Source organism: Rhodococcus sp. NPDC059968, assembly GCF_042738615.1.
In the GTDB taxonomy this organism is placed as follows: Bacteria; Actinomycetota; Actinomycetes; order Mycobacteriales; family Mycobacteriaceae; genus Rhodococcus_F.
Window position 1 is genome coordinate 29,125 of record NZ_JBHWUE010000027.1, and the last position, 24,513, is coordinate 53,637.

Genomic DNA, 24,513 nt, shown 5'->3' on the forward strand with positions numbered 1-24,513 from the left:
TCCACAACTACGGGACATCGCTGCACCACATCGTTGAAGAGGAGATTCACCCATGTTGGCTGTTCTAACAGAGGAGCAGGACGCCCTGCTGGACGTGGCGCAGCGGATCGCCGATACAGTCGCGCTGCGTAACCCATCCGACCTAGGCGACGTCGACCGCGCAGGCGGCTGGAAGAGGCTCGCGGAGGTGGGCGTGCTGGGCCTTCGGGCCCGAGAGGACGGCCTCCCGCTTGCCTCCGGCACCGAGGTACGCCTCGTCGTCGAGGCACTAGCTGAGGCATTGGCGCCTGTTCCCTTCGTGGGTGCGTCATTGGCCGTGGAACTACTCAGTCTCGCCGGCGCGCCGGAGAAACTCGTCGACGATATCGCAGCCGGGACGGTTCGCTGTGGGCTAGGGATGCGCGCGGACTTGTCCTCGCTGGCAAATCCACACGATGGCGACCTGGTCGGCTGGGACGTTGACGGAGCTGATCTTGTCGTCGCGCTCGGCCTTGGTGGCGAGACGATCGAGGTTCTCACTGTTCCTGTCGACATCACATCCGTGATCCCGTCACCATTGGACACCACCCGCTCGATTGCACAACTGTCTTGGGACGGTGCCGAGACAGTGGGTGAGCTGTCGGCCGAAGACCTGATGCGTTGGGAAGCGCTGGCATTGACCACCGTCAGCGCTGACGCGGTGGGAGCAATGCGCCAAACGCTCGCCAATGCCGTGGCGTATTCGAAAGAACGGATCGCCTACGGTGTGCCGATCGGATCGTTCCAGGCCCTGCAACATCTGATGGTCGACGCGTATGTGAACACCCAGCCTGCCATCAGCTTGACGGCGTACGCCGCGTGGGCGGTGGACGCCCTGGAGCCGGCCGAGGCGCTATTGGCAGCACGCAGCGCCAAGGCGTACTCGGCCCGCATCGGGCTCGAGGTCACCGAAGCCGCCATGCAGGTGTTCGGAGGCGTCGGTGTCACGAGCGAGCACATCGCACACCTCTTCACACGGCGCGTCTTGGCCGACCGACACCTCTTCGGCTCTGAGGACACGCACTTTGCACTGATTGCCGACTCACGCTTGGTGGTGAACTGACATGGATTACCTCGACAGCCCAGAAGAAGCCGAATTCCGCACAAGGCTCAGGAAGTGGCTCGCGGACAGCAACGTGCCCGATTGGCGGAAAGCGTCGAGCATCGAGGAGGCACGACCTCTTATCCGGCAGTGGACCAGTGCGCTGAATGATGCCGGCTACCTGGCACTCACCTGGCCCGTCGCAGAAGGCGGACAAGGACTGTCCCCGGTATACAACATGATCCTCAACCAGGAGATCGGTGCAGCGGAATGCCCCGAGTACCCCGGAACGATCAACATCTTCGCTCGGATGATCTCGATCCACGGGACCGACGAACAACGCGAGAAGTTCCTGCCCGCAACGTTTAACGGAGACATCATCTGGTGTCAGGGATTCTCCGAGCCCGATGCCGGATCCGACCTCGCGAATATGAGTACGAGCGCGGTCAGACACGGCGACACATGGGTCGTCAATGGCCAGAAGCTGTGGACGACCTACGCGGTGTACTCAGACTGGTGCTTCCTGCTGGCAAGGACCAGCTCGGAGGGTCCAAAACACCGTGGCATCTCGGCATTCTTGGTGCCACTGGATACACTCGGTGTCCAGGTCCGGGCCGTGCACCTTGCCAACGACGACCCGGAAACCGGCGAGGTGTTCTGGGACAACGTGGAGATTCCCGACAAGTACATGCTCGGCAATCCCGGAGACGGGTGGAAGATCGCAATGTCCACCTTCACGTATGAGCGCAACCCGGCCGAGACCCATGTCATGTCGGAGCTTCGGGCCTGGCTCCGCGAGGCAGAGCGGTTGGCAGCAACGCACGGCGTCCTCGACGACCCCGTGATTCGCCGTCGCCTCGCGGACATGTACACCCGAATCGAGGGCCTGCAGTACGTAGGACTCGAGCAGGTGTCCGCACGTGTCAAGGCCGCGATCGCTCAGCCCGGAGAGGAGAGCTCCGTCGGAAAGCTTCTCTGGACCTATGCAGGGCAGCAATTGCAGCACCTGATTCTGGACATCGTCGGCGCACGCACCGTGGTCGACACTCGGATCGACCCGATGCACGACTACGTGTGGTCCCGAGTTCTCAGCGTGCTCGGTGGTACCGCCCAGATTCAGAAGAACATCCTTGCATGGCGAGTCCTGGGATTGCCTCGGGCGTAGTTGCTTCCGCGCTTGCATCCCAATCAAATAGACAGGACTACCAGTATGGAGAAGAGCAAATGCGTAAGCCTGTAGAAACCAAGAGTCCCTTTGGTGTCGGCATGATGATGCGGGTCGCCCACATCACCGAGGATGTCGGGGCGATGGTCGAGTGGTACGGGCGAGTGTTCGGCGCTTTGCCGGGTATGGGGTATCCGGATCCGGACTACCTCGAACCCGAAGACAGGTACATGACCACAGTCCATATCGCCGACCTGTGCATCGAAATCATCGCTCCTGCAAAGCCAGTCAATACACAGCTGCCCGTCGGCAAGTTCTTCAGCAAACACGGCAGTCGACTTCACTCGGTGGGTTATCAAGTCGACGATCCGATCGGTTTGGCCAAGCACTTCGTGAATGAGGGCGTCCAGATCGCTATGCCAGGAGGCGTACCGATCGACGAAATGGACCCGGAACACATGTACGTTTTTCCTCGCCCGAAAGATGTTGCTGGAATTGCCTGCGAGTTAGGCGACTCAGAATCCTTCGTCGAAGGCAAAGATCCTCGATACATCGACACCTGGACCGAGTTCGCTCGAAGCTGGGACGACCACCCCACCACAGTGACAGGCCTGGGTCACATCACCTTCGCCGTGACTGATCTCGCCGAGGCGACAGAGGTACTGCGGACGAAGTTCCTTGCCGAGATCGTAGAGGAGGGAACGAGAGAGGAACTCGGTTACCGCTACACGCTTGCACGACTTGGGGACACCTTGCTCGAAGTTGCAGAGCCCACCGCGGCGGGAACCCACCTTCACGACGAGCTCACCCAGACCGGGGCGAGGATCTACGGCATTACGCTGCAGGTCCGTGATCTCGACAAGCTCACAGAACACCTGAGCGACCAGGGGATTCGAACTACTCGGCACTCGCCTGACTATGTGACAGCTGAACCCGCCGACTGCAACAACGTTCCCTTCGTATTCACATCCAACTAGCCCTTCGAATTGAAGGCTCTGGGGTGAATTCTCGGCAGGTCGATGAGCCGATCCTCTCAGGTGCCGTCATCGGCGGTACATTGCCAAACCTCAGTTTCTAGGAGAACCACGATGTCGGAGCAGACCGAGCCGAGACCAGAAATGTCCAATTATGTTCGGCAATCTTCGGATGCGGAATCCGCGGATGCCTTTCCGACTGCGTCGGCCGCGGAACGACGAAGAGGAATACTCGCCGCAGGCGCCGGCAACTTCATCGAGTACTACGATTACTTGGTCTACGGGACGTTCGCAACGGTCATCGCCGCGGTCTTCTTCCCGCAGGAGAGCGATGTCGCCGCTCTGCTGTATACCTTCGCCATCTTCGGAGTTTCGTTTGTCGCACGACCAATCGGCGCCGTCATATTTGGGCATCTAGCGGACAGGGTGGGCCGCAAGTCGTCGCTTGCATGGTCAGTCTTCGCGATGGTGGCAGCGACGTTGGTCATGGGCTTGGCGCCGAGCTACGCGAGTGTCGGCGTCACCGGCTCTCTCATCTTGTTCATCGGGCGGTTTGTACAAGGAATCGCGTTCGGTGGCGAATTTGGTAGCGCGGCGTCCTACATCGTCGAGATCGCTCCGCGGAATCGTCGCGGTCTGTACGGCTCCATTCAACTGTTCTCCGGCGGACTGGGAACGTTGGCAGGCGTCGGCATCGGAGTCGTACTGACCGCGACACTTCCCACCGAGGCAGTGAACTCGTGGGGATGGCGGCTCGCCTTCCTCATCGGTGTCCCGCTAGGCCTGATCGGGCTCTATCTGCGCCGGCGGTTGGAGGAAACACCCGAATATTCGCGCGTCATGGACGAGAACAAGGTGGAGAGATCCCCGATTCTTTCCCTACTTCGTTTCCACAGATCGCGCGTATTGGTCGCGGCCGGTGCAGTAATGGGTTTCGCCGCTTCCGCTTACATTCTAGTGTCCTACATTCCGAGCTACCTGACCAAGACGGTGGGTCTGGAGTATGGAACCTCGTTGAAGATACTCTTCGCCGGGCTCGTACTGTACGTGCTTTGCATTCCCCTCGTCGGATTGCTTTCAGACGTCTGGGGCCGTCGAGTAATCGGACTGTTGGGCAACGCAGTTTACCTCCTCAGTATCATTCCTGCCTTCCTGCTCATGAACAGCGGGAGCACCTGGTTGGCGACGATGGGGTGCCTTCTGATTGCATTCGCACAGGCCTGTCTAGGTGGAGCGATTCCAGCTCTACTAGTCGAGATGTTTCCCAGCAGCGTTCGGGCAAGCGGCGTGTCCATGGGGTACAGCACGTCGGTCGCGCTGTTTGGAGGTACTGCGCCGCTGATCGGAACCGCATTGGTTGCCAGCACCGGCAATGGCATCGCCGTGTCCTATTACGTGATCGTCTGCATCGCGGTGTCTATTGCGGTCATCGCGTCGCAAACTGTTCGCCGCTCGGAGTCTGGCGGTAGGACGACAAAACCAAAGCACACCAAGCAGTCTCAAGCGCATTCCGATGCACGGGTCAGCGATCCTATTGAATCTAGCGAAGGGAACTAAGAAGATGAACTTCAAGCGCGTAGGAGTCATCGGTGGCGGAACTATGGGCGCAGGGATCGCCCAGGTTGCGGCACACAGTGGGCGGGAAGTGATCCTGGTTGAAATGGACCAAGACCGAGCCGCAGTGGCGCGGCGCCGCGTGGAGGACGGACTTGCGCGATGGGTCGCGCGCGGGCGCATCACCCCTCAGGACACCGAAGTGGCACTGAGCCGGATCACCACGGCGACCTCGCTCGAAGACCTGGCCGACGTCGACCTGGTCGTCGAGGCATTGTTCGAGGACGTGGCCCTTAAGACCCAGGTGTTCGCGGACCTGGATCGGCTGTGCAGGCCCGATACCATCCTCGCCTCCAACACCTCGACCATCCCTCTGGTGATCTTGGCAGCGGCAACTAACCGACCCGAGAAGGTCGCGGGGATGCACTTCTTCAACCCGGTGCCGGCAATGAAGCTGGTCGAAGTCATTCGGACGCCGGTATCATCCGACGACGTTGTCGCGTCCCTGAAGGACTTCGCCGATGAACTCGGGAAGTCCCCGGTCATTGTCAACGACGTACCGGGATTTGTCGGCAACCTGCTGATCGTTCCTTTCCTGCTGGATGCAGTGCGTGCACTCGAGCGCGGCGTAGCCACCAAGGAAGCCATCGACAGTGTGATCCAGCTCGGGTTCAACCATCCGATGGGCCCCTTCGCCCTCTCCGACCTTATCGGGCTCGACATCGTTCAGGACATGGCGGAATCGATGTATGAGGAGTACAAGGACCAGAAGTACTTTCCGCCTCCGCTTCTCAAGCAGCTCGTGCGGATGGGCCGACTCGGACGTAAGACCGGCGAGGGCTTCTACAAGTACGACACGCAAGGCTCCCAGCAATGACCGCGCCTGCCACCACAGCGCTCTTCTGGCGGTTCACTGAATTGTGGGATGAAGATCTTTGGTCGACAGACCCCCTGACGTTTCCAGGATATGCCTCGGTGCTCGCCGACCTCCCCGAAGAGTCCGTGCGAACTGGGCTCGCCGAAGTGGGTGGCACACAAGTCGTACTCATCGAGCATCGGTTCGAGTCTTTGGGCGGAACGATGGGTTCGGTCGCGGGTGAGAAAGTAGTCCGCGCCTTCGACCGGGCCACCTCACGCGGCCTACCCGTTGTCGCGGTGATCCGCACGGGTGGCGCGCGTATGCAAGAGGGCATGGTTTCACTCATCCAGATGGCAAGGACCACTGATGCGGTGGTTCGGCACTCACGGGCGGGGCTGCTATCCCTCGGAGTCCTGCGATCACCCACAACGGGGGGAGTCTTCGCGTCATGGGCATCCCTACTTGATCTGCGCATCGTCGAAGCAGGCTCGACCATCGGGTTCGGTGGTCCGAGGGTGGTACAGCAGGTAACCGGCCAGGCCCCCCCGGACACCTCTCACACAGCTGAGTCAGCCTTCAGATCTGGCCTTGTGGATGCGATTGTGTCATCGCCGGCCGAGATCTCGGAATGGATATCGAGTGCATTGGGGGAGTCCAGTTCACCGTTGGCTCTCCCTGAGGATCGCGCAACTCCGGCACATTCATCGCTCTCCCACTCGGCGACAGCGATGGACCGCGTGCGCCATGCACGATCACAGACGCGTGCATCAGGCCTCGAATGGGCGGCCGCTCTCACGTCGTCGTGGATCGATATTCGTGGATCAGCCGAGGTTGTACGCGCGGGTCTCGCGAAAATAGCAGGGCGCCAGGTAGTCGTTATCGCTATGGATCGCCACGTCCGAAGCTCTCGACCGGCTCTATTGCAGCCAGGGGACTTTCGCCTTGCGCAGAGGGCCGTCCGCCTCGCCGGGCATCTCGGACTTCCAGTCCTCACACTCGTCGACACCAACGGAGCGAATCCCGGTCCGTTCGCGGAGGCCGACGGGATCGCTGGCGAGATCGCGCGACTGTTCAGTGCATTCTCCGAAACGGCCGTCCCGACGGTGTCCCTATGTGTAGGGGAGGGTGGCAGCGGAGGTGCGATGGCCTTCTGCCACACCGATCGGTTCCTCATGCTCTCGGATGCAATCTTCAGCGTGATCAGTCCGGAAGGCGCCGCCACCATCCTCACCCGCGATGCGGACAACGCTCCCACAATCGCGGAACACCTCCGATTGATAGCCTCCGACATACTCCAGCTCGGTGTAGTCGACGGAATCGTGGACGCTCGGCTGGACCGGGAGGGCGCAATCGCGGCAGTCTCAGAGGCTTTGCAGGCTGCCAACGCCGGCGACAGATCACGCCGAACGGAAACACTGATGCATAACCTCTTCACCACGAGGGACCGCAGCTCGTACCAGTCCGATGACAGGTGCGGTTGATGAGCCGTGTGGTGGTGGTCGGGTCGTCCGTGGGTGGCGTGCGCACCGCGTTGTCGCTGCGGGCGTCAGGTTTTGACGGAGACGTGGTCTTGGTGGGGGAGGAGGCAGTGCTGCCGTACGACAAGCCGCCGCTTTCGAAGGGTGTGCTCAGCGGAAACAGCCCGGCGGCGAGAATGTCACTGTTGACCGAGGAGGATGCCCGCGAGGCAGGCATCGAATTGGTTCTCGGCAAGTGCGCTGTTCACCTTGATGTGCCTGGCCGCGAGGTGGCCCTGGCGGGTGGTGACCGGTTGTCGTTCGACGATGTGGTGGTGGCGACGGGCGCACGGGCCCGCCCATCGCCGTGGGGCCAGCCGGAGGGCGTGCATGTGTTGCGTTCACTCGCCGACGCAGCAGGCCTGCGGGCTGACCTTCTGCGGGGTGGTCATGTTGTGATTGTCGGCGGGGGATTCATTGGTGCTGAGGTTGCCTCTACTGCCCATGCCTTGGGGCTGCCGGTGACGGTGGTCGACCCTCAGGAGATCCCGCTGAGTCGGGTTCTCAACCCTGAGGTCGGCCGCTTATTCACGGGGTTGTATGAGCAGAAAGGCATTTCCACCCGATTCGGCGTCAGCGTGGAGGGGATTGATGGCAGTCGTGGAGCACTGCGGATCCGGTTGTCGGATGGGACGGATCTGGACGCTGCCATAGTGGTCGTAGGTATCGGCGCCATTCCAAATGATGGGTGGTTAGCGTCGTCGGGTCTGCGCGTCGAGGACGGTCTGGTGTGCGATGAGTTCAGTCGCGCAGTCGGAGCGCCGCGGGTACATGCAGTTGGCGATGTTGCGCGTTGGTTCCACCCAGTGCAGCGGACATATATTCGAGCGGAGCATTGGACCAACGCCGTCAAACAAGCAGGGTGCGTGGCCCACAACATCATTCATTCGGATCAGTTGCGGGCGTACTCACCGTTAGAGTACGTATGGAGCGATCAGTTCGATTGGAAGATTCAGATCGCCGGACGTACCGGGGGCGCCCTCGAGCACTGTGTAGTCGATGGCCCGGAGCCGGATCGGTCTTTCGCGGTCCTCTACGGCGATGCGGAGGGTCGTCTTTGTGGAGTCGTCGTGGTGAACTGGGCCCGCGCGTTGGTCGAGTGCCGCCGCACGCTCAGCGGTGACAGCGCATCGGTCGCAGCAATGCGAGAGAGAGTCGCATCACTGGTGAACAAGCCGTCTTCTCAACGTCAGCCGACCTAGCTTGTTCTTCCATGTTCGGTACAACCGATCAAACACGTGTGGAATCGGGCAAAGTCCATTGGACGCAGAACCATCCGGAAACCAGTGGCCAATCTCGCGCAGTTCGCTGTAACGTCGCTGCTCCGCTTGCCGGCGCGGTCTCATCTAACAGGAGCGGGTGCAGCCACGGAGCGCTCGTGCGACGCGTCCGTCGACCATACCGACAGTGCGCGTATGCACGGGGCACACCTATAAGCGATCTGGTGCTGTGTCGCGAGCGGATTGAGCTGGAAGGCGCTCGCCGACTTCCGTCGTGGACCTGGAGCCGGCGCGCGACACAAAGCGGTGTGCACACGTGATGCGCAGCGCCTCGACAGTGGGGCGCTGCGCATCAACACACGGGAGGACGGGGCCGCGATCCAAGGATCGAGATTCGGACCATCCGGGGGGACCATGTGATCGCCTCGGTAGCCCCGTCGGCGTCTAAACCTTGAACTATGCGTCTTCCATGATGAAGTCAGATCCTCGCCATGCGACCGCCATAGTCGGCGCCATGGTGCCGCCGCCAGGATTGCTGGCCAACACGGATGAGTCCACGACACGCAAACTATCCACACCACGGACACGCAGCCGAGAATCAACGACGTCGTCATCGTTGGGGCCCATGGCACATGCCCCAACTGCATTGGCGGAAGGTCCGCTGTTCCATGAGTGCTCAATAATCTGATCCGCCGTCTGCACACCCGGCCCCGGGAACTCTTCCTCCTTGATCAGATCTGCTATCGGTCCCTGGCTGAGAAGCGCACGCACTCCCGTGAGAATGCCGATTGTGGCCTTCCTGTCATGCTCGGTTTCCAGGAATCGCGCGTCAATCGTTGGTTCGTCCTCTGGACGCGACCCTCTGATATGGATCGAACTGGGAGTCGTCGGGTGCAGCATGTAGCCGGTAAACAAAAAACCGGGCCCTCTGGCGACCTTGTGGCCTCCTGAGGCGAGATCGAGAGACAGAGGAGTAAACAGTCCTGTCACATCCGGTTCCGCAAGATCGGGAGAGGATTTATAGAAGGTTGTGATGTCATACCCCCCATTTGCGATCACACCTTTTCGGGTAAGGACATACTTGGCGCCCGTAACAGCTTGCCGCGGAATAGTTGATAACAGGCGATTATATCCCAAATTATCCTTCAGCTTGAATTGCATCTGGACAAGACGCTGTTCCAGAACTCTTTCGCCCACATTGGGGCTGTCGACCCGGACGTCCACCCCGGCGCTAGCCAGGATACTGGGGTTCCCGATCCCTGATCTTTCCAACAGTAGTGCACTCTCGATGGAGCCTAGGGAAACAATAACTTCTTTCTGGGCGTAATACTCTTTCAGCACACCCTTCCTGCTGGTCCGTACCCCCACAACGCGGGTTCCATCAAAGATGAGGGATCCGACTCTAGTTCGGTTAACGCACGTCAGGTTCGGGCGTTTAAGGGCGGGTCGTAAGAATGCCTTCGCTGAACTGACGCGAAAACCGTTCTTTATCGTGGTCGGCGTGTAACCAATACGCTCATTATCGTGTTCATTGATATCGTGCGCCCGTTCCCAGCCAAGCTTCTGGGCTGATGCGATCAGTGCTTCATTGGTTCGCTCTCCACTTGCGTCAGTCACCGAAACTGGCAGCGCCCCTCCGACGCCCCGCGTGGCGGATGCGCCGAGTTGATGATCCTCGATGCTTCGAAAAGCGGGCAGCATTTCTGCCCAACCCCAACCTTTGTTTCCAGCTTCCTCAATGGCGTTATAGTACGAGGCTGTTCCACGAATGTAATGCATTCCGTTGATCGCAGTCGAACCACCGACAGCTTTGCCGCGGGTCCAATGCTCCCCCGAGGGAAGGGTGGGATATTGATAAGCGTACCGCTCCCCCTCTGTGGTAAAAGCGAAACACTTCGGTATGTGAAACAACGGATTCATGTCAGTTCCACCATATTCGAGCAAGAGAACATCCTTGGACGGATCTTTCGATAGCCTATTGGCCACCACGCAGCCCGCGGTTCCCGCTCCCACAATTATGTAGTCGTAACTCATAGCATCTCCCGTACATTTTCGAAAGGGTGGAGTTTTCATGAACTCTAGCCTTGTGGTCATCGGGAGTCGATGCCCGGCCGGGAATAATTTCTTGCGATTTACTGTTTTTAGTGATGAATTTATTGCACCCTCGCACGGAACACGCAGTAGGCGAGTCTGAACCCGCGCAATAGCCACAAATTGGACAACGATGGATCCATGCCCGGTGGTAAAGGGAGCGTTCGGTCCTAGGCGTCACGCCGCTGTTTCTGCTCGACAACCCAGGCGGCGATCTGTGCGCGAGAGGTGAAACCCAACTTGGTCAGGACGTGCTCGACGTGTCCCTGCGCGGTGCGTTGAGCAATCACCAGTCGGGCGGCGATCGCCCGATTGGTTAGACCTTCGGCGACCAAATCCGCGACCTCCTGCTCACGCTTGGTCAGGTTGGTAGCAGTATCGCTTGGGGCGGTCGCATTCGGAGTCTGCTCACCGAGCGCATACGAGACAGCAGCGTCAAGCCCGAAGTCATTTCCTTCTCGACTGGCTGATGCGAATGCCTTCTGTCCCAGTATCCGGCGACTCGTCTGGATACACTCGTCGTGGTAAACGAGCAGGTGGGGAAGAAATGTAGGCGAACTACCGACGGAATTGCCAAGGACTTCAGCGGCGCCCATCAGGACAGCAGCTCGTTGTACGTCGTCTAGCCTGCTGGCGATCCAGGCCAGCGACTCGAGGCACATAGCGGCGCCCACGGGATCGTCCACTAACCTCGCCAGTCGCACCAATGCCTGATTTAGCAGTTCCCGTGCACGTGTGAGGTCGCCCTGTCGCCACAACAGGACGGCCATGGCCCACTGCGTGTAGGCCCGGCCCACCGACTCGCCGCGCGACTCCGTGATCGTCAGAACCTGGCCATAGTGGTCCATCGCCTGTCCAGCATCCCCCAGCAATTCATAGGACATTCCAATCAGCGTGAGCGTCTCGACCTGTAAGGCGGTATTGCCCTGCCGCCGGAATTCGGCCTGCGACTTTTCGAGAAGTGAGCAAGCGCGCGCCAGTTCTCCCTGGTAGAACGAGAGGAGGCCGGCGGCGTGGTCACTGAAAGCGTTAGCCACCGAGTCAGTCGTTCCCTCCGTCAGCGCTCGCCCCGCCCTCACCAGCTGCTCCGCGGCCCCGAGGTCTCCCTGCAGCTCGGCCAAAGCGCTGTCCGCGTGCAAGGCCTTGACCCGGTCGACGATCGGCTGTGTGACCTCGTCTTTCAGGAGGCGGTCGAGCCAGTGCCGCCCTTCGCTGTACAGTCCGCGGGAACTCCAGAACAAGTACATCGATGCCGCGATCCGAAGTCCGATTCCCGGATTGTCGGAAACGCAGAACTCCAGCGCTTCACGTAGATTCGGCTGTTCCCGGTCGATCCGCGCGATCCACTCGAGTTGTCGCGAGCTGATCCATTCTGCCTCGGCATCGAGTACCAACTGCTGATACCAGTCCCGGTGGCGCCGACGCAGTTCCTGATATGCACCGCTGTGCTGTGCCTTCTCGCGCCCGTAGTCACGCAGTGTCTCGAGCAGCCGGAACCGCACCACCCCTCCGTGTTCCTCTCGGATGAGAATGGATTTGTCCACCAGAGAGGTCAGCGTGTCGAGCGTATCCTCGGGTGCCAGGTCGTAGCCGCATACCTGTTCTGCCGCATCGAGTTCGACGGTGCCGGCGAACACTGCCAACCGTGACCAGACCAGCTGCTCCTGCGACGTGCACAACTCGTGGCTCCAGTCGATGCTTAACCGCAGGGTCTGCTGCCGCGTCGGTGCACGCCTACTCCCGTGGGTCAGCAGTGCATAATTGTCGGCCAGCCGCCGCAGGATCTGCTCGGGCGACATCGCCCGCAGCCGTGCAGCCGCCAGTTCGATCGGCAGTGGCAAACCGTCCAACCGGTGACAGATCCGCGCCACTGCAATCCTGTTGTCGTCTGTGAGGCTGAACGTCGAAACGGCAGCGGCCGCGCGTTCGGCGAACAACGTCACGGCGTCGTAGCTGGGTAATCCTTGCAGGGAGGGCTCGCGGTCGGGATCGGGGACCGTCAGTGGAGGAACACGCAGTACCGCTTCTCCGCCGATCCCGAAGGCCTCACGGCTGGTCGCGAGGATTCTCAGTCCCGGGCAGGCCTGCAGCAGCATCTCGGACAGCGCCGCCACCGCATCCACCACCTGCTCACAATTGTCGAGGACCAGCAACACCTCGCGCGCACCCAGGAACTCAAGCAGGATCTCGTCGGGCAGCCGCGCCGATTTTCGTAACCCGAGCACGTCCGCCACCACGTTCATCAACAACGACTCGTCAGTCAACTCTCCCAATTGAACGAGCCACACTCCGTCGGCGAAACCCCGTTGTGCTACGGTCGCGACGCGTAAGGCGAGCCTCGTCTTTCCCACGCCCCCAATTCCCGTCAGCGTCACAAGCCGGGAGGCTGTCAGCTGATTCCTCACCTCGGTCAGCTCCCGGCGGCGACCAATGAAACTGGTCAGCTCGAGAGGCAGATTCCCCTTCGTGCCGGCGGGCCCTGTCATGGGACGCCGTTGCCGCGACATCGGTGTTCGGTCGTGCGGCTCAGCTCCCCGTTCGGCATGGATCGCCATCTCGTCGACAAGAAACCCGTGTCGGAGTTGGGCCTCGCGCAGTTCGTCACCGAGCATTGACGCAGTGGACTGCCGGTCTTTCGGGTGCCCGGTCATCGCGCGTTCGATGATGGCGCACACGTCGTCGGCGATACCTTCCTCCCTCAGGTCAGGAGCGGTCTGCGTGGTGATGCGGACGAATTGAGCCACCAACTGCTCCCCGCTGCGGCGTTCGAACGCGGCATGACCCGTTATTGCGCAGAATAGGGTGGCGCCGAGCCCGTAAATGTCCGACGCAGCGCTCGGGGACTCACCGGATAGGACCTCAGGCGCGGTGAATGCCGGAGAGCCTGTGACGGTGCCGGTGGCAGTCTCGAACCCGCCTGCGATGTGCGCGATGCCGAAATCGGTGAGGGCCGCCTCACCGTAATCCGTGAGCAGGATGTTCGCGGGTTTGACGTCCCGATGAAGAACTCCGAACAGGTGCGCGCTTTCCAGCGCGCCTGCCAGCTTCACGCCAAGCCGGAGTGCCTCTTCCAACGGCAACGGACCGTGACGGCGGATCCTCGCATCGAGGGAATCTTGTGCATAATATTGCATCACAATGAATGGGCGACCGCTGTCGGTGGAACCGACCTGCAGAACGTTGACTATATTCGGGTGCCCCGTCAATCGGCCCATCGCGCGTTGTTCCCGGAAGAAGCGCTCGAGGTTCTCCTCGTTCAGATCGGCGGTGAGGATCTTCACCGCCACTGTACGGTCTAGAGCAGACTGACGGCAGCGGTACACGACGCCGAAACCGCCGCGCCCGATCTCCTTGGCGCCCTCGAAGCCGGCGACTTCCAGTTCCGCCGGGACCGAAGGTCTCATCTCGTCGCGCTGCGTCTCAAAAGGATCAACATCAGCCATCATCCACCGGCGATTCATCCGACTAATACATCTCTTGCGTCGTGTCACCGCCCTGACAGCGACGCTGCTTCAGGATATCGCTCCTCGGCAGGCTGCCAGCGGAACTCGTCCGCCCTTTCTCAGGGCTCACCGTGGGCACTCCTCACGTCATTATTCATTCGGGATCGGGTCTCGAGCACATTTCCCGGAAGCAGCGGTCCCCCTGTTCGACGCGCAGGCTCTCTAGTTCTGCTTCCAGACACCGAGGACAGGCTCGCGTTCCGGCCGCTTCCGCGGCCCGCTGGCACACCAGCGGGCCTGAGCCAGCCCTCCCCGTATCGGCGACAGGGTGAAGGCCGTCGAGTCAGAACAGGCTACGGTCGGCTGGGCGTATCGGGCGGTGTTGTCCCGGTTGGCTTCGCCTTGGCTGCGAAAGCGGGGCGCACCGGTGGGGTGCGGCCGAGGTCGCGCGCATGAGGTCGACAAGTGCGGTACAGCTCGGGCGCCTCGAACGCGAGAATCCACTCGTAGTCGCCGAGTGCGAACGATGGCACGGTGTTGGCGCGGACGTCCTTGTACGTGCGCGCCGCCATGCCGTGGTCGGCGAGCATCTTGCGCCGCTCGTCGTCGGGCAGCAGGTACCACTCGTAGGAGCGGACGAACGGGTACACGCAGATGTAGTTGCCCGGGTCCTCACCGGCCAGGAACGCCGGAATGTGGCTCTTGTTGAATTCGGCGGGACGGTGGCACGCGACGTTGCTCCACACGGGCTTGCTCGCGCGGCCCAGTGCGGTGGTGCGGCGGAAGTCGGCGTAAGTGGCATCGGGAGCTGGCATGACCAGCCCTTCGCCGATGAAACCCGCACCAGGACCGCAGGTTCGGTTGCGTTCTCGTCGTGTCCGCGTCGTGGTCGTGGGTGACGTGGACGGCGAGCGCCTAGGCCAGCCACTCCCAGCCCAGCCGGTGGCGGCGGTCGAAGACGCCGTGTCGGTGACCCGCGATAAGGAACAGGGTGACCCACAGCAGCAGATCGGTGTTCGGCAGTCTCATCTCAATGCCGTCGTGGCGGCGGAACACAGTAGTGGTGGGTCCGACCGAGAGTGCGATGCCGCCGTGCTGGCCGCCGCCCTCATTTTTCGGCACTCCGGGACCTCCGCGATCTGCGCGCCACCGAGGCCCGTCGGCGTATCCGCGAGGAGGTGCCGTCCTTCACCGGACCACGGGTGGGTGTGGAGAAGCTGATCACGGCTCTGCCGTGTTCAGCAGAACCCCGTGTAGGCCGTTCGGTCTGCCGCCCGCCACACAGCGCAGAGGGGCACTTAGGGAAGATCATTGCTGTCGGCGCCGTGTGCATGCACCCATTGGTACCAACGGACCATCGAATCAGTCGAAGAGTCGAGATACGAAGGCAGCGAACCATTTCGGGAGGAGATGGTTGGCTCCAACTCGAGCGCCTGGGCCTTTCCGAGTTCGACACCCCATTGGTCGAACGAGTCGATGCCGTAGATGATCCCTTCGACGAATACTTGGTGTTCATATAGAGCGATCAGCTGGCCGAGCACCGATGGGGTCAGTCGCGGGGCCAAGATTGTGGTCGAGGGTTGGTTGCCGGGCATCGTCTTGTGGGCGATCAGATCGGGGGCGGTGTTTTCCAGTGCGAGCTCGTCGGGTGTCTTCCCGAAGGCGAGAACCCGCGATTGCGCGAACAGGTTGCTCATCAAGATGTTGTGCATGCTGCCTGCGCCGTCCGCCGCCGGAAGGTCGTGGGTGGATTCGGCGAAGCCGATGAAATCCGCTGGTACCAACCGTGTTCCCTGATGCAGCAGTTGGTAGAAGGCGTGCTGACCGTTGGTTCCCGGTTCGCCCCAGAAGACAGCGCCGGTCGCGGTTCCGGTGGGGCTTCCGTCGACCCGTACCGACTTGCCATTTGATTCCATGGTGAGTTGCTGCAGGTAGGCGGGGAACCGGCTGAGATCGTTCGAGTACGGAAGGATCGCTCGGGTCTCGGCACCGAAGAAGTTCGAATACCACACTCCCAGCAGTGCGAGAATGGCCGGCGCATTGTCCTCGAGTGGTGTGTCCGCAAAATGCCGGTCGATGGTGTGGAATCCGCTCAAGAACTCCTCGAAGGAGTCTTTGCCGATTGCGACCATGACGGCGAGGCCGACCGCGGAACCCACTGAGTACCTGCCACCGACCCAGTCCCAGAACCCGAACATGTTCTCGGTATCGATCCCGAACGCCGTGACCCGTTCGGCGTTGGTGGAGACGGCGACGAAATGGCGAGCGACCGCCTGCTCGCCCAACGCGGAGGTCACCCACCGCCTCGCAGCGGTGGCGTTGGTGAGGGTTTCGAGGGTGGAGAAGGTTTTCGACGCGACGATGAACAGGGTGGTCGCTGGATCGAGGTCTGTAAGGGTGGCCACCAGGTCGGACGGATCGACGTTGGAGACGAACCGGACCGTGATACCCGAGTCCGCGTAGTGCCGCAACGCGCGATACACCATGTGTGGTCCGAGGTCCGAGCCGCCGATCCCGATGTTGACCACTGTCGTGATCGGGCGGCCGGTGGCTCCTAGCCACTCACCGCTGCGGAGCCGGTCGGAGAAGTCGCCCATGCGGGCCAGGACGCGGTGCACATCGGCGACCACGTCCTGGCCGTCTACCCGCAGTGCGGCATGGGCGGGTAGACGGAGGGCGGTATGTAGGACGGCGCGGTCCTCGGAGGTGTTGATCCGTTCTCCCCGAAGCATTGCGTCGCGCCGCTCCTCCACACCCGCGGTGCGGGCGAGTTCGATCAGCAGTGCCAGGGTGTGGCGTGAAACGCGGTGTTTGCTGTAGTCGATGTACAGCTCACCCGCTGTGAGGGTGAGTTCGCGACCGCGTTCGGGGTCTGTGACGAACAGTTCACGGATCGTCGGAGCCGAGGTTTCATCGCGATGGGCCTGCAGTTTCTGCCAGGCTGAGGTGGCCGTGATGTCTGAGTGCTGTGCGGTCATCGTCTAGCCGATCGCGGCGGGTTCGGCCAGGCGGACCGCGTGGCCGCCGAACTGTTTGCGCAGCGCCGAGACGGCCTTCATCGCGGGGGAGTCGTCCTGCCGGGAGGCGAACCGGGCGAACAATGCCGCCGAGATGACCGGGACCGGAACGGCGTGGGCGATCGCCTCTTCGACTGTCCAGCGTCCCTCGCCGGAGTCTTCGGTGTATCCGGAGATGTTTCCGAGTGCGGGGTCGTCGGTCAAGGCGTCGACGAGCAGGTCGAGGAGCCAGGAGCGCACGACGGTGCCGTCGGACCAGGCGCGCATGACCGCGGGCACGTCGATGATCGAGTCTTCGGCGGCGAGGAGTTCGTATCCCTCGGCGTAGGCCTGCATCAACCCGTACTCGATTCCGTTGTGCACCATCTTCGCGTAGTGACCTGCTCCGGTGGGGCCTGCGTGCACGAAGGAGTCACGACGATCGCCGAGCGGACGCAGTGCATCGAAAACCGGCATCAGTCGTTCGATGTCGCGGGCGTCCCCGCCCGCCATGAGTGCGTAGCCACGCTCGCGGCCCCACACTCCCCCCGAGACTCCGCAGTCGATGTAGCCGATTCCTCGCTCCGCGAGAACATCGGCGTTGACCTGGTCGTCCGAGAAGCGCGAGTTGCCGCCGTCGACAACAAGATCTCCCGGTTCGAGAATGCGGGAGAGTTGCCCGATGACGTTGCGGGTCGTGTCGCCGGCGGGCACCATCACCCACACCACTCGCGGCGTCGCCAACGACGACACCAATGCGTCCAAGGTCGGGACGTCGCTCGTGGTGGAGTTCGGGTCGAATCCGATCGCGTCGTGGCCGCGCTGACGCAGTCGTGCCTGCATGTTCGATCCCATCCGGCCGAGGCCAACAAATCCCAATTGCATTGTCTTACTGCTCCATCTCTATAGAAAGAAGTGCGGGCGTTTTCCCGTGTCCGCGGAACTTTCTGGGGCCGAAAGGGGAACCGACCGGCCAGTTGCACAGGACGCAGGCGAACTGCGGGCATGCGGATGGGTGAAGGCCCTGAACTGGTTGGTGTTCAGGGCCTTCACTGTCAACGATGTTGTGCTACTTGGTCAGTGCGTCCTTGAGCGCCTTCGCGGCAGCAGCGGGGTCCTCGGCGCTGTAGATGGCGCCACCGGCGACGGCGACGTCCGCACCGGCGTCACGGACGGCGGCGATGGTGTCGACCTTCACGCCACCGGCGATCGAGAACGGCACACCGGCGATCTTGCCGTCGTCGAGCAGGGTCTGAATGGAGTAGCCGGGCTGGGCCTGCTCGTCGAGGCCGGCGTGGATCTCGACGAACGCGACACCGAGCTTGGCGATCTCACGGGCCCGCTCGACACGGTTCTCGACGCCGATCAGGTCGGCGACGACCTTCTTGCCGTGCTTCTGTCCCGCCTCGACGGCACCCTTGATGGTGGCATCACCGGCGGCGCCGAGGACGGTGACCAGGTCCGCGCCGGCGGAGAAGGCCAGGTCGGCCTCGAGGAAGCCGGCGTCGGCGGTCTTGAGGTCGGCGAAGACCTCCTTGTCCGGGTGCGCGGCCTTGATCGCGCTGATGGCGCTGAGGCCGGCGCTCTTGATCAGCGGGGTGCCGAGTTCGATGATGTCGACGTACGGGGCCACCTTGTTGGTCAGGGCCAGCGCGTCGGCGGTGGTGAGCAGATCGACTGCAACCTGCAGCTTCGTCATATGTTTTTCTCCTGTTTCGTTGTTCGGTCGATATGGCTGACGGTGGCGTCAGCCGATGTTGGCGTGGCGTTCCCAGAGCCGCTCGGCGGTCTGGTCTTGTGCACTCCACAGCGACTGGAACAGCGCGTCGAACGCGAGAAGTACGGACTGTTCGAACAGGCTGCCCGCGTACTGGCGGGTGATCGACGCGGTGTGGTCCTGCTTGTCCGCTGCCGGGAGCACCAGCACCTCGTCGGCGCGCCGGGCGAGGGGCGAGTCCGGCACGGTGGTGACCGCCAGTACCGAGGCACCGACCTTCTTCGCGGTATCGGCAGCCCCGACGACCGAGGCGGTGGTGCCCGACCCGGAGACGGCGATCAGCAGATCGCCGCCACCGACCGCGGGTGCCGTGACCTCACCGGCCACGTGCACACGGAGCCCGAGGTGCATCAGACGCATCGCGGTCATCTGTGTGGCCAGGCCGCTGCGCCCGTTGCCGATCACGAACACGGCACGAGCCGAGGTGATCAACGAGCCCGCATGGTCCCAGTGCTCACCGGCCACTGAATTGAGCAGACGCTGATTCTCCTCGAGCACGATGCGGCGCGCGTCACTGAACCCCGTCCTGGTCTGCTCGGCGGTCGCGGTCATGGTTCTCCTCGGTGGTAGTCCGTTGTCTACTCGACAAGGCTGCGGCCGGACTGCGACTTCGGCACCCCGCCGGTTGAGGAGTTCGTTCTGGCCGATTGGCCAGTGCCCACTTCGTGTCGACCGGCTTACGGTGGGCAGGTGGTAGGCGTGGAAGAACCCGTTGAGTCACAAGCAGCCGCATGGGTCGACATGCGGGCAGTGATCGCTGGGCCATTGCCAGAGATCGCGCACCGCTTCTCAAAGTTCCTGCAGAACACGACGCCGCATCAAGCTCTCGTGATCTTCACCCGCGAATGCACAGGAAGGCCGCGCAAGGTTGCTGGTTCACCGCGGATCGTCGAGCGGGTCACCCTCGACGAACTCGACGCCGTGAAGCAGTCCGTCACGATCGGTGGGGTGTTCGACGGCGACGCAGTCATCGCCGGTATCCGGCGGAAGGTGTGGGCGGTCCGCGACAACAGCGACAGCCTGCTTGTCCTCGTACCACGCAATTCAGAGCACGACACCCCGAAGCCCGCCCGACTCAGCGCGATGTTCGGGATCGTCGCGACCTCCATCCAGCAACAGGTGGCACAGGCCAGCCCCGACTACCTGGCCGAATCACGAGCCGCATCGAGCGAACGAGCACGCACGATCACCGAACTCACCGAGCTGCACGAGGCCACCCTGGCCTCGATCCTCGGTACCCTCCGCTCGAACGACCTCGATGACCGCCGGTCGCGCATCACCGCCAGCGAGACCGCCTCCGCAGCCCTCATCGCACTGCGTTCGGCAGGTACCGCAGACCGGGCACTGTCCGAGGAAGCCGTCACCACAGCGTTCGCCCGACTCCAAGGCGAACTCCGACCCCTGCTGCGACACCAGGACGTGACCGTTGACTACGTGGAGCCGCCCGCAGACGGCCGAGCCCTCCCCGGTGAAATCGCGCATGCCGCAAGGGCAATGGTTCGAGCCATCGTGCTGGCCTTCGCCGACCAAACCGTGCTCACCCGACTCCGGATCGCCTGGGACTGCGACGGATCCAACGTGCTAATCGAAGTCCGGGATCAAGGAGCCGGCAAGATCGATCGACACGCACTCACGAGGCAACTGTCCGGTCGCATGAGTACCCTCCGCGGCCACATCGATGTCGAGTCGATCGACGGCTGGGGCAGCCGGGTCGCCCTGACGATTCCACTCGACCCACCAGCAGCACGACCCGGCGAACAACTCCTATCGACATTGAATCCACGCGAACTCGAAGTACTCGCCCACCTCGCGGTGGGCAAGCGGAACAAGGCAATCGCTGCCGAACTTGGTATCAGCGAAAGCACCATCAAATTCCACGTCGCCGCCGTGTTGAAGAAACTCGCTGTCGCCAATCGCGGCGAGGCAGGAGCAATCGGCATCCAAGCCGGAATCATGGCACACGAGACGCCCCGACCGGCCTGAGTGCAACACCCTCGATTCACAACGGCCGCCACGCCCTACCTGTGCGGGTGACGATGGAGGCGGCCGAAATCGGTCCGGTGCTACCGGATTGGTATGCGTCGGGGCGCCCCTGCTCGGCCCAGAACGCGATGACAGGATCGATAATCGCCCACGACGCGTCCACCTCGGCCTGCGACGGGAACAGTGAGGCGTCACCGCGAAGGACATCGAGGATCAGTCGCTCATAGGCCTCGGGTGAGGATCCGCCGAACGAGTCAGCAAAAGACATGTTCAGATCCACATCCTGGATTCGCATCCCATCTCCGGGTGTCTTCGCACCGATCGTCAACGAGATTCCGTCGTTGGGCTGCACCCGCACCACCAGCACATTCTGGGGTGGCGGGCCGGCCTCGGCGGAGCCAGTCAAATGGTGCGGCGCAGCGAAGGTCACGGCAACTTCCGTGGTTCTCTTGGTCAGGCGTTTACCCGCGCGGAGATAGAACGGAACCCCGGCCCAGCGTCGATTCGCTATCTGTGCGGTGATGGACGCATACGTTTCGGTGGTCGAGCAAGGATCGAATCCGTCCTCGTCGAGTAGACCCGGTAGGTATGTCTCACCTCGGACGGTAGCCGAGTACTGACCACGCGCGGTGGTGTCGGCCAACGGACCCACCGCTGACGTGGCAGAGAGGACCTTCACCTTCTCCGCGGACAGACTCGCCGCATCGACGCCAACCGGCTCCTCCATGGCAATGAGGGCCAACAACTGCAGCAGATGATTCTGAATGACGTCCCGGGCCGCACCGACCCCGTCGTAGTAGCCGGCTCGCCCTTCGACACCGATGTCCTCGGCCATGGTGATCTGTACGTTGTCGATGTGGCGGTGGTTCCACAGCGGCTCGAACAACCCGTTCGCGAATCGCAGCGCCAGGATGTTCTGGACCGTCTCCTTGCCGAGATAATGGTCGACTCGGAACACCGATTCCGCACCGAAAACCTTGTCGACGGTGGCGCCCAATGCCCGCGAGCTGGCCAGGTCGTTGCCGAACGGCTTCTCCAGCACAATGCGCCGCCATCCACGGCGGTCCTGGTTGAGGCCCACGGCGTTCAGCTGAGCGCACACCAGGGAGAAGTGTGCCGGGGAGATCGACATGTAAAACGAGTGGCCGACGGCGGAGTGAAGCACATCCAGTTGTGCCAGTGTGTGTTTCAGGTCTTCAAACGCCTCACGGTCGTCAAACGTGCCCCGGACATAGCGGAAGTTTCGTGCCAACTGGTTCCACGTGTCGATCCGGAAGGAAGTGCGCGCGCCGGCAACCATCGCGGCCCGGATGGTCTCGATGACGCGGTCAGGTTCGTGTCGGCCGAAGCCGACCAGCGAAAAGCCGGGCGGGAGGAGGCCCCGGTTGGCCAGGTCGTAGATTGCCGGGAGCAGCTTCCTACGGGACAGGTCGCCGGTGATGCCGAAGATTACCATCGACGACGACGGCACGACCCCGGCGGCATGACCGAGAGCATCCGCCATGACGGTTTGTCCGCCGACTGGGTCAATCGTGACCGGATCGGTTACTTGAGACATGCTCACGTGTGTTCTCCCCATTTAAGCTGGAACTTCGAACCACCATCCGACCGTCCGCCGATGGGTGCGGCTCTCAGTGTTGCCGTGCGTCCTCGCCGACACACCTGGCTGAGTGGGGGAATTTACCTGGTCGACCGGCGGGTACTGAATGCGTCACGTGGGAGACCTGGGTATCAAGTCGGTCAATACCGATGAGCACGGCGATTGTTGGTTTCGGAATTGTTCATGATCGTCGGCACGGTGTGCAGGTGCAGGAGGACCGCACGGTGATTCCGGGGGTATTCCAGCCATCAACATAACGTTAGGTTGCGGCTGTCATCGAACAGTGGCGGTGCAGTTCCGCGATCTCACGGCGGGGCGAGCGTCTGATGTGCGCCAGCGGTTACTCGCCGGCGCTGTCGCAATCCGATTGTGGGCGTTTCTGTGAGGTCCGTGACACCGTACGTTGTCGCGCGGAGGGAGATTCCGGTGACTGGCCGCCACCGGACAACCGAGTAGGCACCCGCATGTCTGCCTTCGAGGACGTGTTGTTCGGGGGGCCCGTAGTCGACGGCGTGTCTGACGAATATTCGGGTGACCGGTACGGGCAGATAGTCGGCTTTGGGTGTGGATTCGGCCGCTGACCCCGGGGATCCGCACCGCGCGGCCGATCTCCCATTCCATTCGCCGGTGGCGCTGTCGATGAATACCTTGTCGATTTAGGTGATTTCGTCGATGCTGTCGATGAACTTGCGTACGGAGGTGACGATTTCTGGGTCGTCGATGATGATGATGACGGCGAAGGTGAAGTTTTCGGATGCGTTTGCCGATCCGATCACCGCCCGCTTGTTGGTGGCGATTACCTTCGCGTGCAGGGTCGGGGAGGCGTCCGGGTCCCGACCTTTGTCGAGGGGGTGGGCGAGTGTGGTGGGGGAGGTGGCGTGCGCGCGGATTGCGCCCTTGGAGCCGTTGACGATCAGGACGCCGGGCTGAGCATCGCGACTCCTTGGGCGGGCCATTCTGAATGTGGGGGAATTTGTGTCACATAGTCGATGGTTGAATCATGTTCGAATCCCTGGCAGTGGTCGTTGTGGCGCGGATAGTCTCAGCACGCACCGATCCCGACCCTCCCAGTGTTTGGTTGGTGTAGAGACCCTGCCTTCCCACGAAGGTTGGCGGGGTTTCGCTTGCCGCGTCCGCGATGAGGGCGATACGCGGCACGGGACCCCGCCGGCAAGACCCCTGAATTGTTCTCAGCTGGTGGGGTCCTCTTCATCCGCGTCCCGCCTGTCAGATCCGGGCGGGTTTCGCCCCTCCTGCAGGCAGGACTTCGGGTCGAGTGTGACGTAGTCACGACCACCAACTTTCAACGATCTCTTGTGGTACGGGCGTGCCATATGGTGTAGTTGCCACGCCTCCAAGCTAGGGGTATCCCCCTCAATGAGGGGTGGAGGATTCTTCCTGGCAACAGGTGGCAAAGCCCGTCAGCTCTCACGTCCCAGTAGGGGCTGGCGGGTTTCCGGATCGACGAACGCCACGATCCGTCCATGCAGAGTGTCGAGGGGACCCATGACCCACAGTCGAGGAGCGCGCCACTGGTTCGCGCCCGTAGCGTTGATCGGCGTTGGCGCCGTCGCCGGCATCTGTGCCAGCAGGTTCGACTGGTGGCATCCAGGCGAGAAGTTCTGGGCGGGTCTCGTGTCGTTTGCGTGAATGATCTTGCGGTACTGAACTCGCCGCAAATCGCCGCGAGAACCGACCACGACCTTGGCAGATTCGGTGCCCCGGCCGAGTCGCCAACTGACGTCCGGCCCCGCCCTCAAACTTGGAAGGCGGGGCACCCTGCGATTCGGACTGCGCGCTGCAGGGCTTCGCGCGGACCGTCACGTCTGGTAGGCCGTGGCCGTTACGCTATGCCGTCCGCGGTCTTCGGGTTCCACCTCGGCCGCCCGGTTGTTTCAAAGCAACCGGCCAGACAATCATCTCGGCGATATCGATCGTGTCGAAGGTGACGCCGTGATGTCCGAGGTCGGACGTGCCCTGTCCGGATCCCGTGCAAGTGCACTGTGCTGCGGTTGAATAGGTGGTATGGAGTCGACCGCGGTTGAGCAGCTGTGGCAGGTGTTGTCGGATTCCGGGTTGGCGTTGGTGTGCGTCCGCGAGCCGCAGTGCCCGGGGGTGGATCTGATGTCGGTTGGGGACGAGGCGGTGGGGGAGCTGACCTGGCCGGCTCGGGAAGCTGAGGAGATCGCTGAGCAGTACCGCTGCGGCAACGCCAATAGCGGCACGCCGGTGCCGTGACGGCCCTGGAGCCGATCGGGCGGAGCGAGACGCTTA

18 protein-coding genes and 1 pseudogene are annotated in these 24,513 nt (G+C 62.2%); 9 read left to right on the top strand and 10 right to left on the bottom strand.

The genetic code is table 11. The features are described from left to right. Positions 1–94 precede the first annotated feature (94 nt). The 7 genes from ACFWAY_RS21995 (at position 95) to ACFWAY_RS22025 (ending at position 8,331) form a co-directional block, all read left to right on the top strand. Entirely contained in the window at positions 95–1,081 is a 987-nt protein-coding gene (locus ACFWAY_RS21995; protein WP_378512115.1) for an acyl-CoA dehydrogenase family protein, read from the top strand. A gap of 1 nt (position 1,082) precedes the next feature. Further along, positions 1,083–2,225 carry an acyl-CoA dehydrogenase family protein gene (locus ACFWAY_RS22000; RefSeq protein WP_378512116.1) on the top strand — a complete coding sequence of 381 codons (1,143 nt, stop codon included), beginning with the start codon at positions 1,083–1,085 and terminating at the stop codon, positions 2,223–2,225. A 59-nt stretch (positions 2,226–2,284) separates the two neighbouring features. Further along, complete coding sequence (locus ACFWAY_RS22005) at positions 2,285–3,202, top strand: VOC family protein (protein ID WP_378512117.1); 918 nt, start codon at positions 2,285–2,287, stop codon at positions 3,200–3,202. A 111-nt stretch (positions 3,203–3,313) separates the two neighbouring features. Next, entirely contained in the window at positions 3,314–4,756 is a 1,443-nt protein-coding gene (locus ACFWAY_RS22010) for an MFS transporter (protein WP_378512118.1), read from the top strand. A gap of 4 nt (positions 4,757–4,760) precedes the next feature. Continuing rightward, positions 4,761–5,630: a 3-hydroxyacyl-CoA dehydrogenase family protein gene (locus ACFWAY_RS22015; protein WP_378512119.1), complete on the top strand. Its 870-nt coding sequence runs from the start codon at positions 4,761–4,763 to the stop codon at positions 5,628–5,630. Further along, entirely contained in the window at positions 5,627–7,093 is a 1,467-nt protein-coding gene (locus ACFWAY_RS22020) for a carboxyl transferase domain-containing protein (protein WP_378512120.1), read from the top strand. The genes ACFWAY_RS22015 and ACFWAY_RS22020 overlap by 4 nt, the downstream gene beginning before the upstream one ends. After that, the gene (locus ACFWAY_RS22025) at positions 7,093–8,331 is read left to right on the top strand and encodes an NAD(P)/FAD-dependent oxidoreductase (protein ID WP_378512121.1); all 1,239 of its coding nucleotides are present in this window, start codon (positions 7,093–7,095) and stop codon (positions 8,329–8,331) included. Before ACFWAY_RS22020 ends, ACFWAY_RS22025 begins: the two co-directional genes overlap by 1 nt. Before the next feature lie 474 nt (positions 8,332–8,805). Here ACFWAY_RS22025 and ACFWAY_RS22030 read toward each other — a convergent pair whose 3' ends face one another. The 8 genes and pseudogenes from ACFWAY_RS22030 to hxlB all read right to left on the bottom strand — a co-directional run bounded on the left by ACFWAY_RS22030 (position 8,806) and on the right by hxlB (position 19,208). Beyond that, positions 8,806–10,383: a GMC family oxidoreductase gene (locus ACFWAY_RS22030; protein ID WP_378512122.1), complete on the bottom strand. Its 1,578-nt coding sequence runs from the start codon at positions 10,381–10,383 to the stop codon at positions 8,806–8,808. Between the two features lie 227 nt (positions 10,384–10,610). After that, a complete protein-coding gene (locus ACFWAY_RS22035; RefSeq protein WP_378512179.1) occupies positions 10,611–13,883 on the bottom strand; it encodes a protein kinase in 3,273 nt (1,090 codons plus the stop codon). 427 nt (positions 13,884–14,310) lie between these two features. Then, positions 14,311–14,692 (bottom strand): annotated as a pseudogene (locus ACFWAY_RS22040) (chlorite dismutase family protein); the annotation flags it as partial. 106 nt (positions 14,693–14,798) lie between these two features. After that, positions 14,799–15,005, bottom strand: coding sequence for a hypothetical protein (locus ACFWAY_RS22045; protein ID WP_378512182.1), 207 nt, complete (start codon positions 15,003–15,005; stop codon positions 14,799–14,801). Positions 15,006–15,181: 176 nt separating this feature from the next. Then, entirely contained in the window at positions 15,182–16,861 is a 1,680-nt protein-coding gene (pgi, locus tag ACFWAY_RS22050; protein WP_378512123.1) for a glucose-6-phosphate isomerase, read from the bottom strand. Positions 16,862–16,864: 3 nt separating this feature from the next. Beyond that, positions 16,865–17,764: a phosphogluconate dehydrogenase (NAD(+)-dependent, decarboxylating) gene (gnd, locus tag ACFWAY_RS22055; protein ID WP_378512124.1), complete on the bottom strand. Its 900-nt coding sequence runs from the start codon at positions 17,762–17,764 to the stop codon at positions 16,865–16,867. 184 nt (positions 17,765–17,948) lie between these two features. Further along, positions 17,949–18,578, bottom strand: a complete 630-nt coding sequence (hxlA, locus tag ACFWAY_RS22060; RefSeq protein ID WP_378512125.1) for a 3-hexulose-6-phosphate synthase — start codon at positions 18,576–18,578, stop codon at positions 17,949–17,951. A 48-nt stretch (positions 18,579–18,626) separates the two neighbouring features. After that, positions 18,627–19,208, bottom strand: coding sequence for a 6-phospho-3-hexuloisomerase (gene hxlB, locus ACFWAY_RS22065; protein ID WP_378512126.1), 582 nt, complete (start codon positions 19,206–19,208; stop codon positions 18,627–18,629). Between the two features lie 189 nt (positions 19,209–19,397). On the opposite strand from hxlB, the gene ACFWAY_RS22070 reads away from it, so the two are divergent. Beyond that, positions 19,398–20,639, top strand: coding sequence for a LuxR C-terminal-related transcriptional regulator (locus ACFWAY_RS22070; RefSeq protein WP_378512180.1), 1,242 nt, complete (start codon positions 19,398–19,400; stop codon positions 20,637–20,639). Between the two features lie 16 nt (positions 20,640–20,655). Here ACFWAY_RS22070 and zwf read toward each other — a convergent pair whose 3' ends face one another. Both zwf and ACFWAY_RS22080 read right to left on the bottom strand, forming a co-directional pair. Further along, complete coding sequence (zwf, locus tag ACFWAY_RS22075; RefSeq protein ID WP_378512181.1) at positions 20,656–22,197, bottom strand: glucose-6-phosphate dehydrogenase; 1,542 nt, start codon at positions 22,195–22,197, stop codon at positions 20,656–20,658. A 698-nt stretch (positions 22,198–22,895) separates the two neighbouring features. Continuing rightward, the gene (locus ACFWAY_RS22080) at positions 22,896–23,195 is read right to left on the bottom strand and encodes a hypothetical protein (protein ID WP_378512127.1); all 300 of its coding nucleotides are present in this window, start codon (positions 23,193–23,195) and stop codon (positions 22,896–22,898) included. Positions 23,196–24,264: 1,069 nt separating this feature from the next. Here ACFWAY_RS22080 and ACFWAY_RS22085 point away from each other — a divergent pair. Continuing rightward, complete coding sequence (locus ACFWAY_RS22085) at positions 24,265–24,477, top strand: hypothetical protein (RefSeq protein ID WP_378512128.1); 213 nt, start codon at positions 24,265–24,267, stop codon at positions 24,475–24,477. Positions 24,478–24,513: the final 36 nt, after the last annotated feature.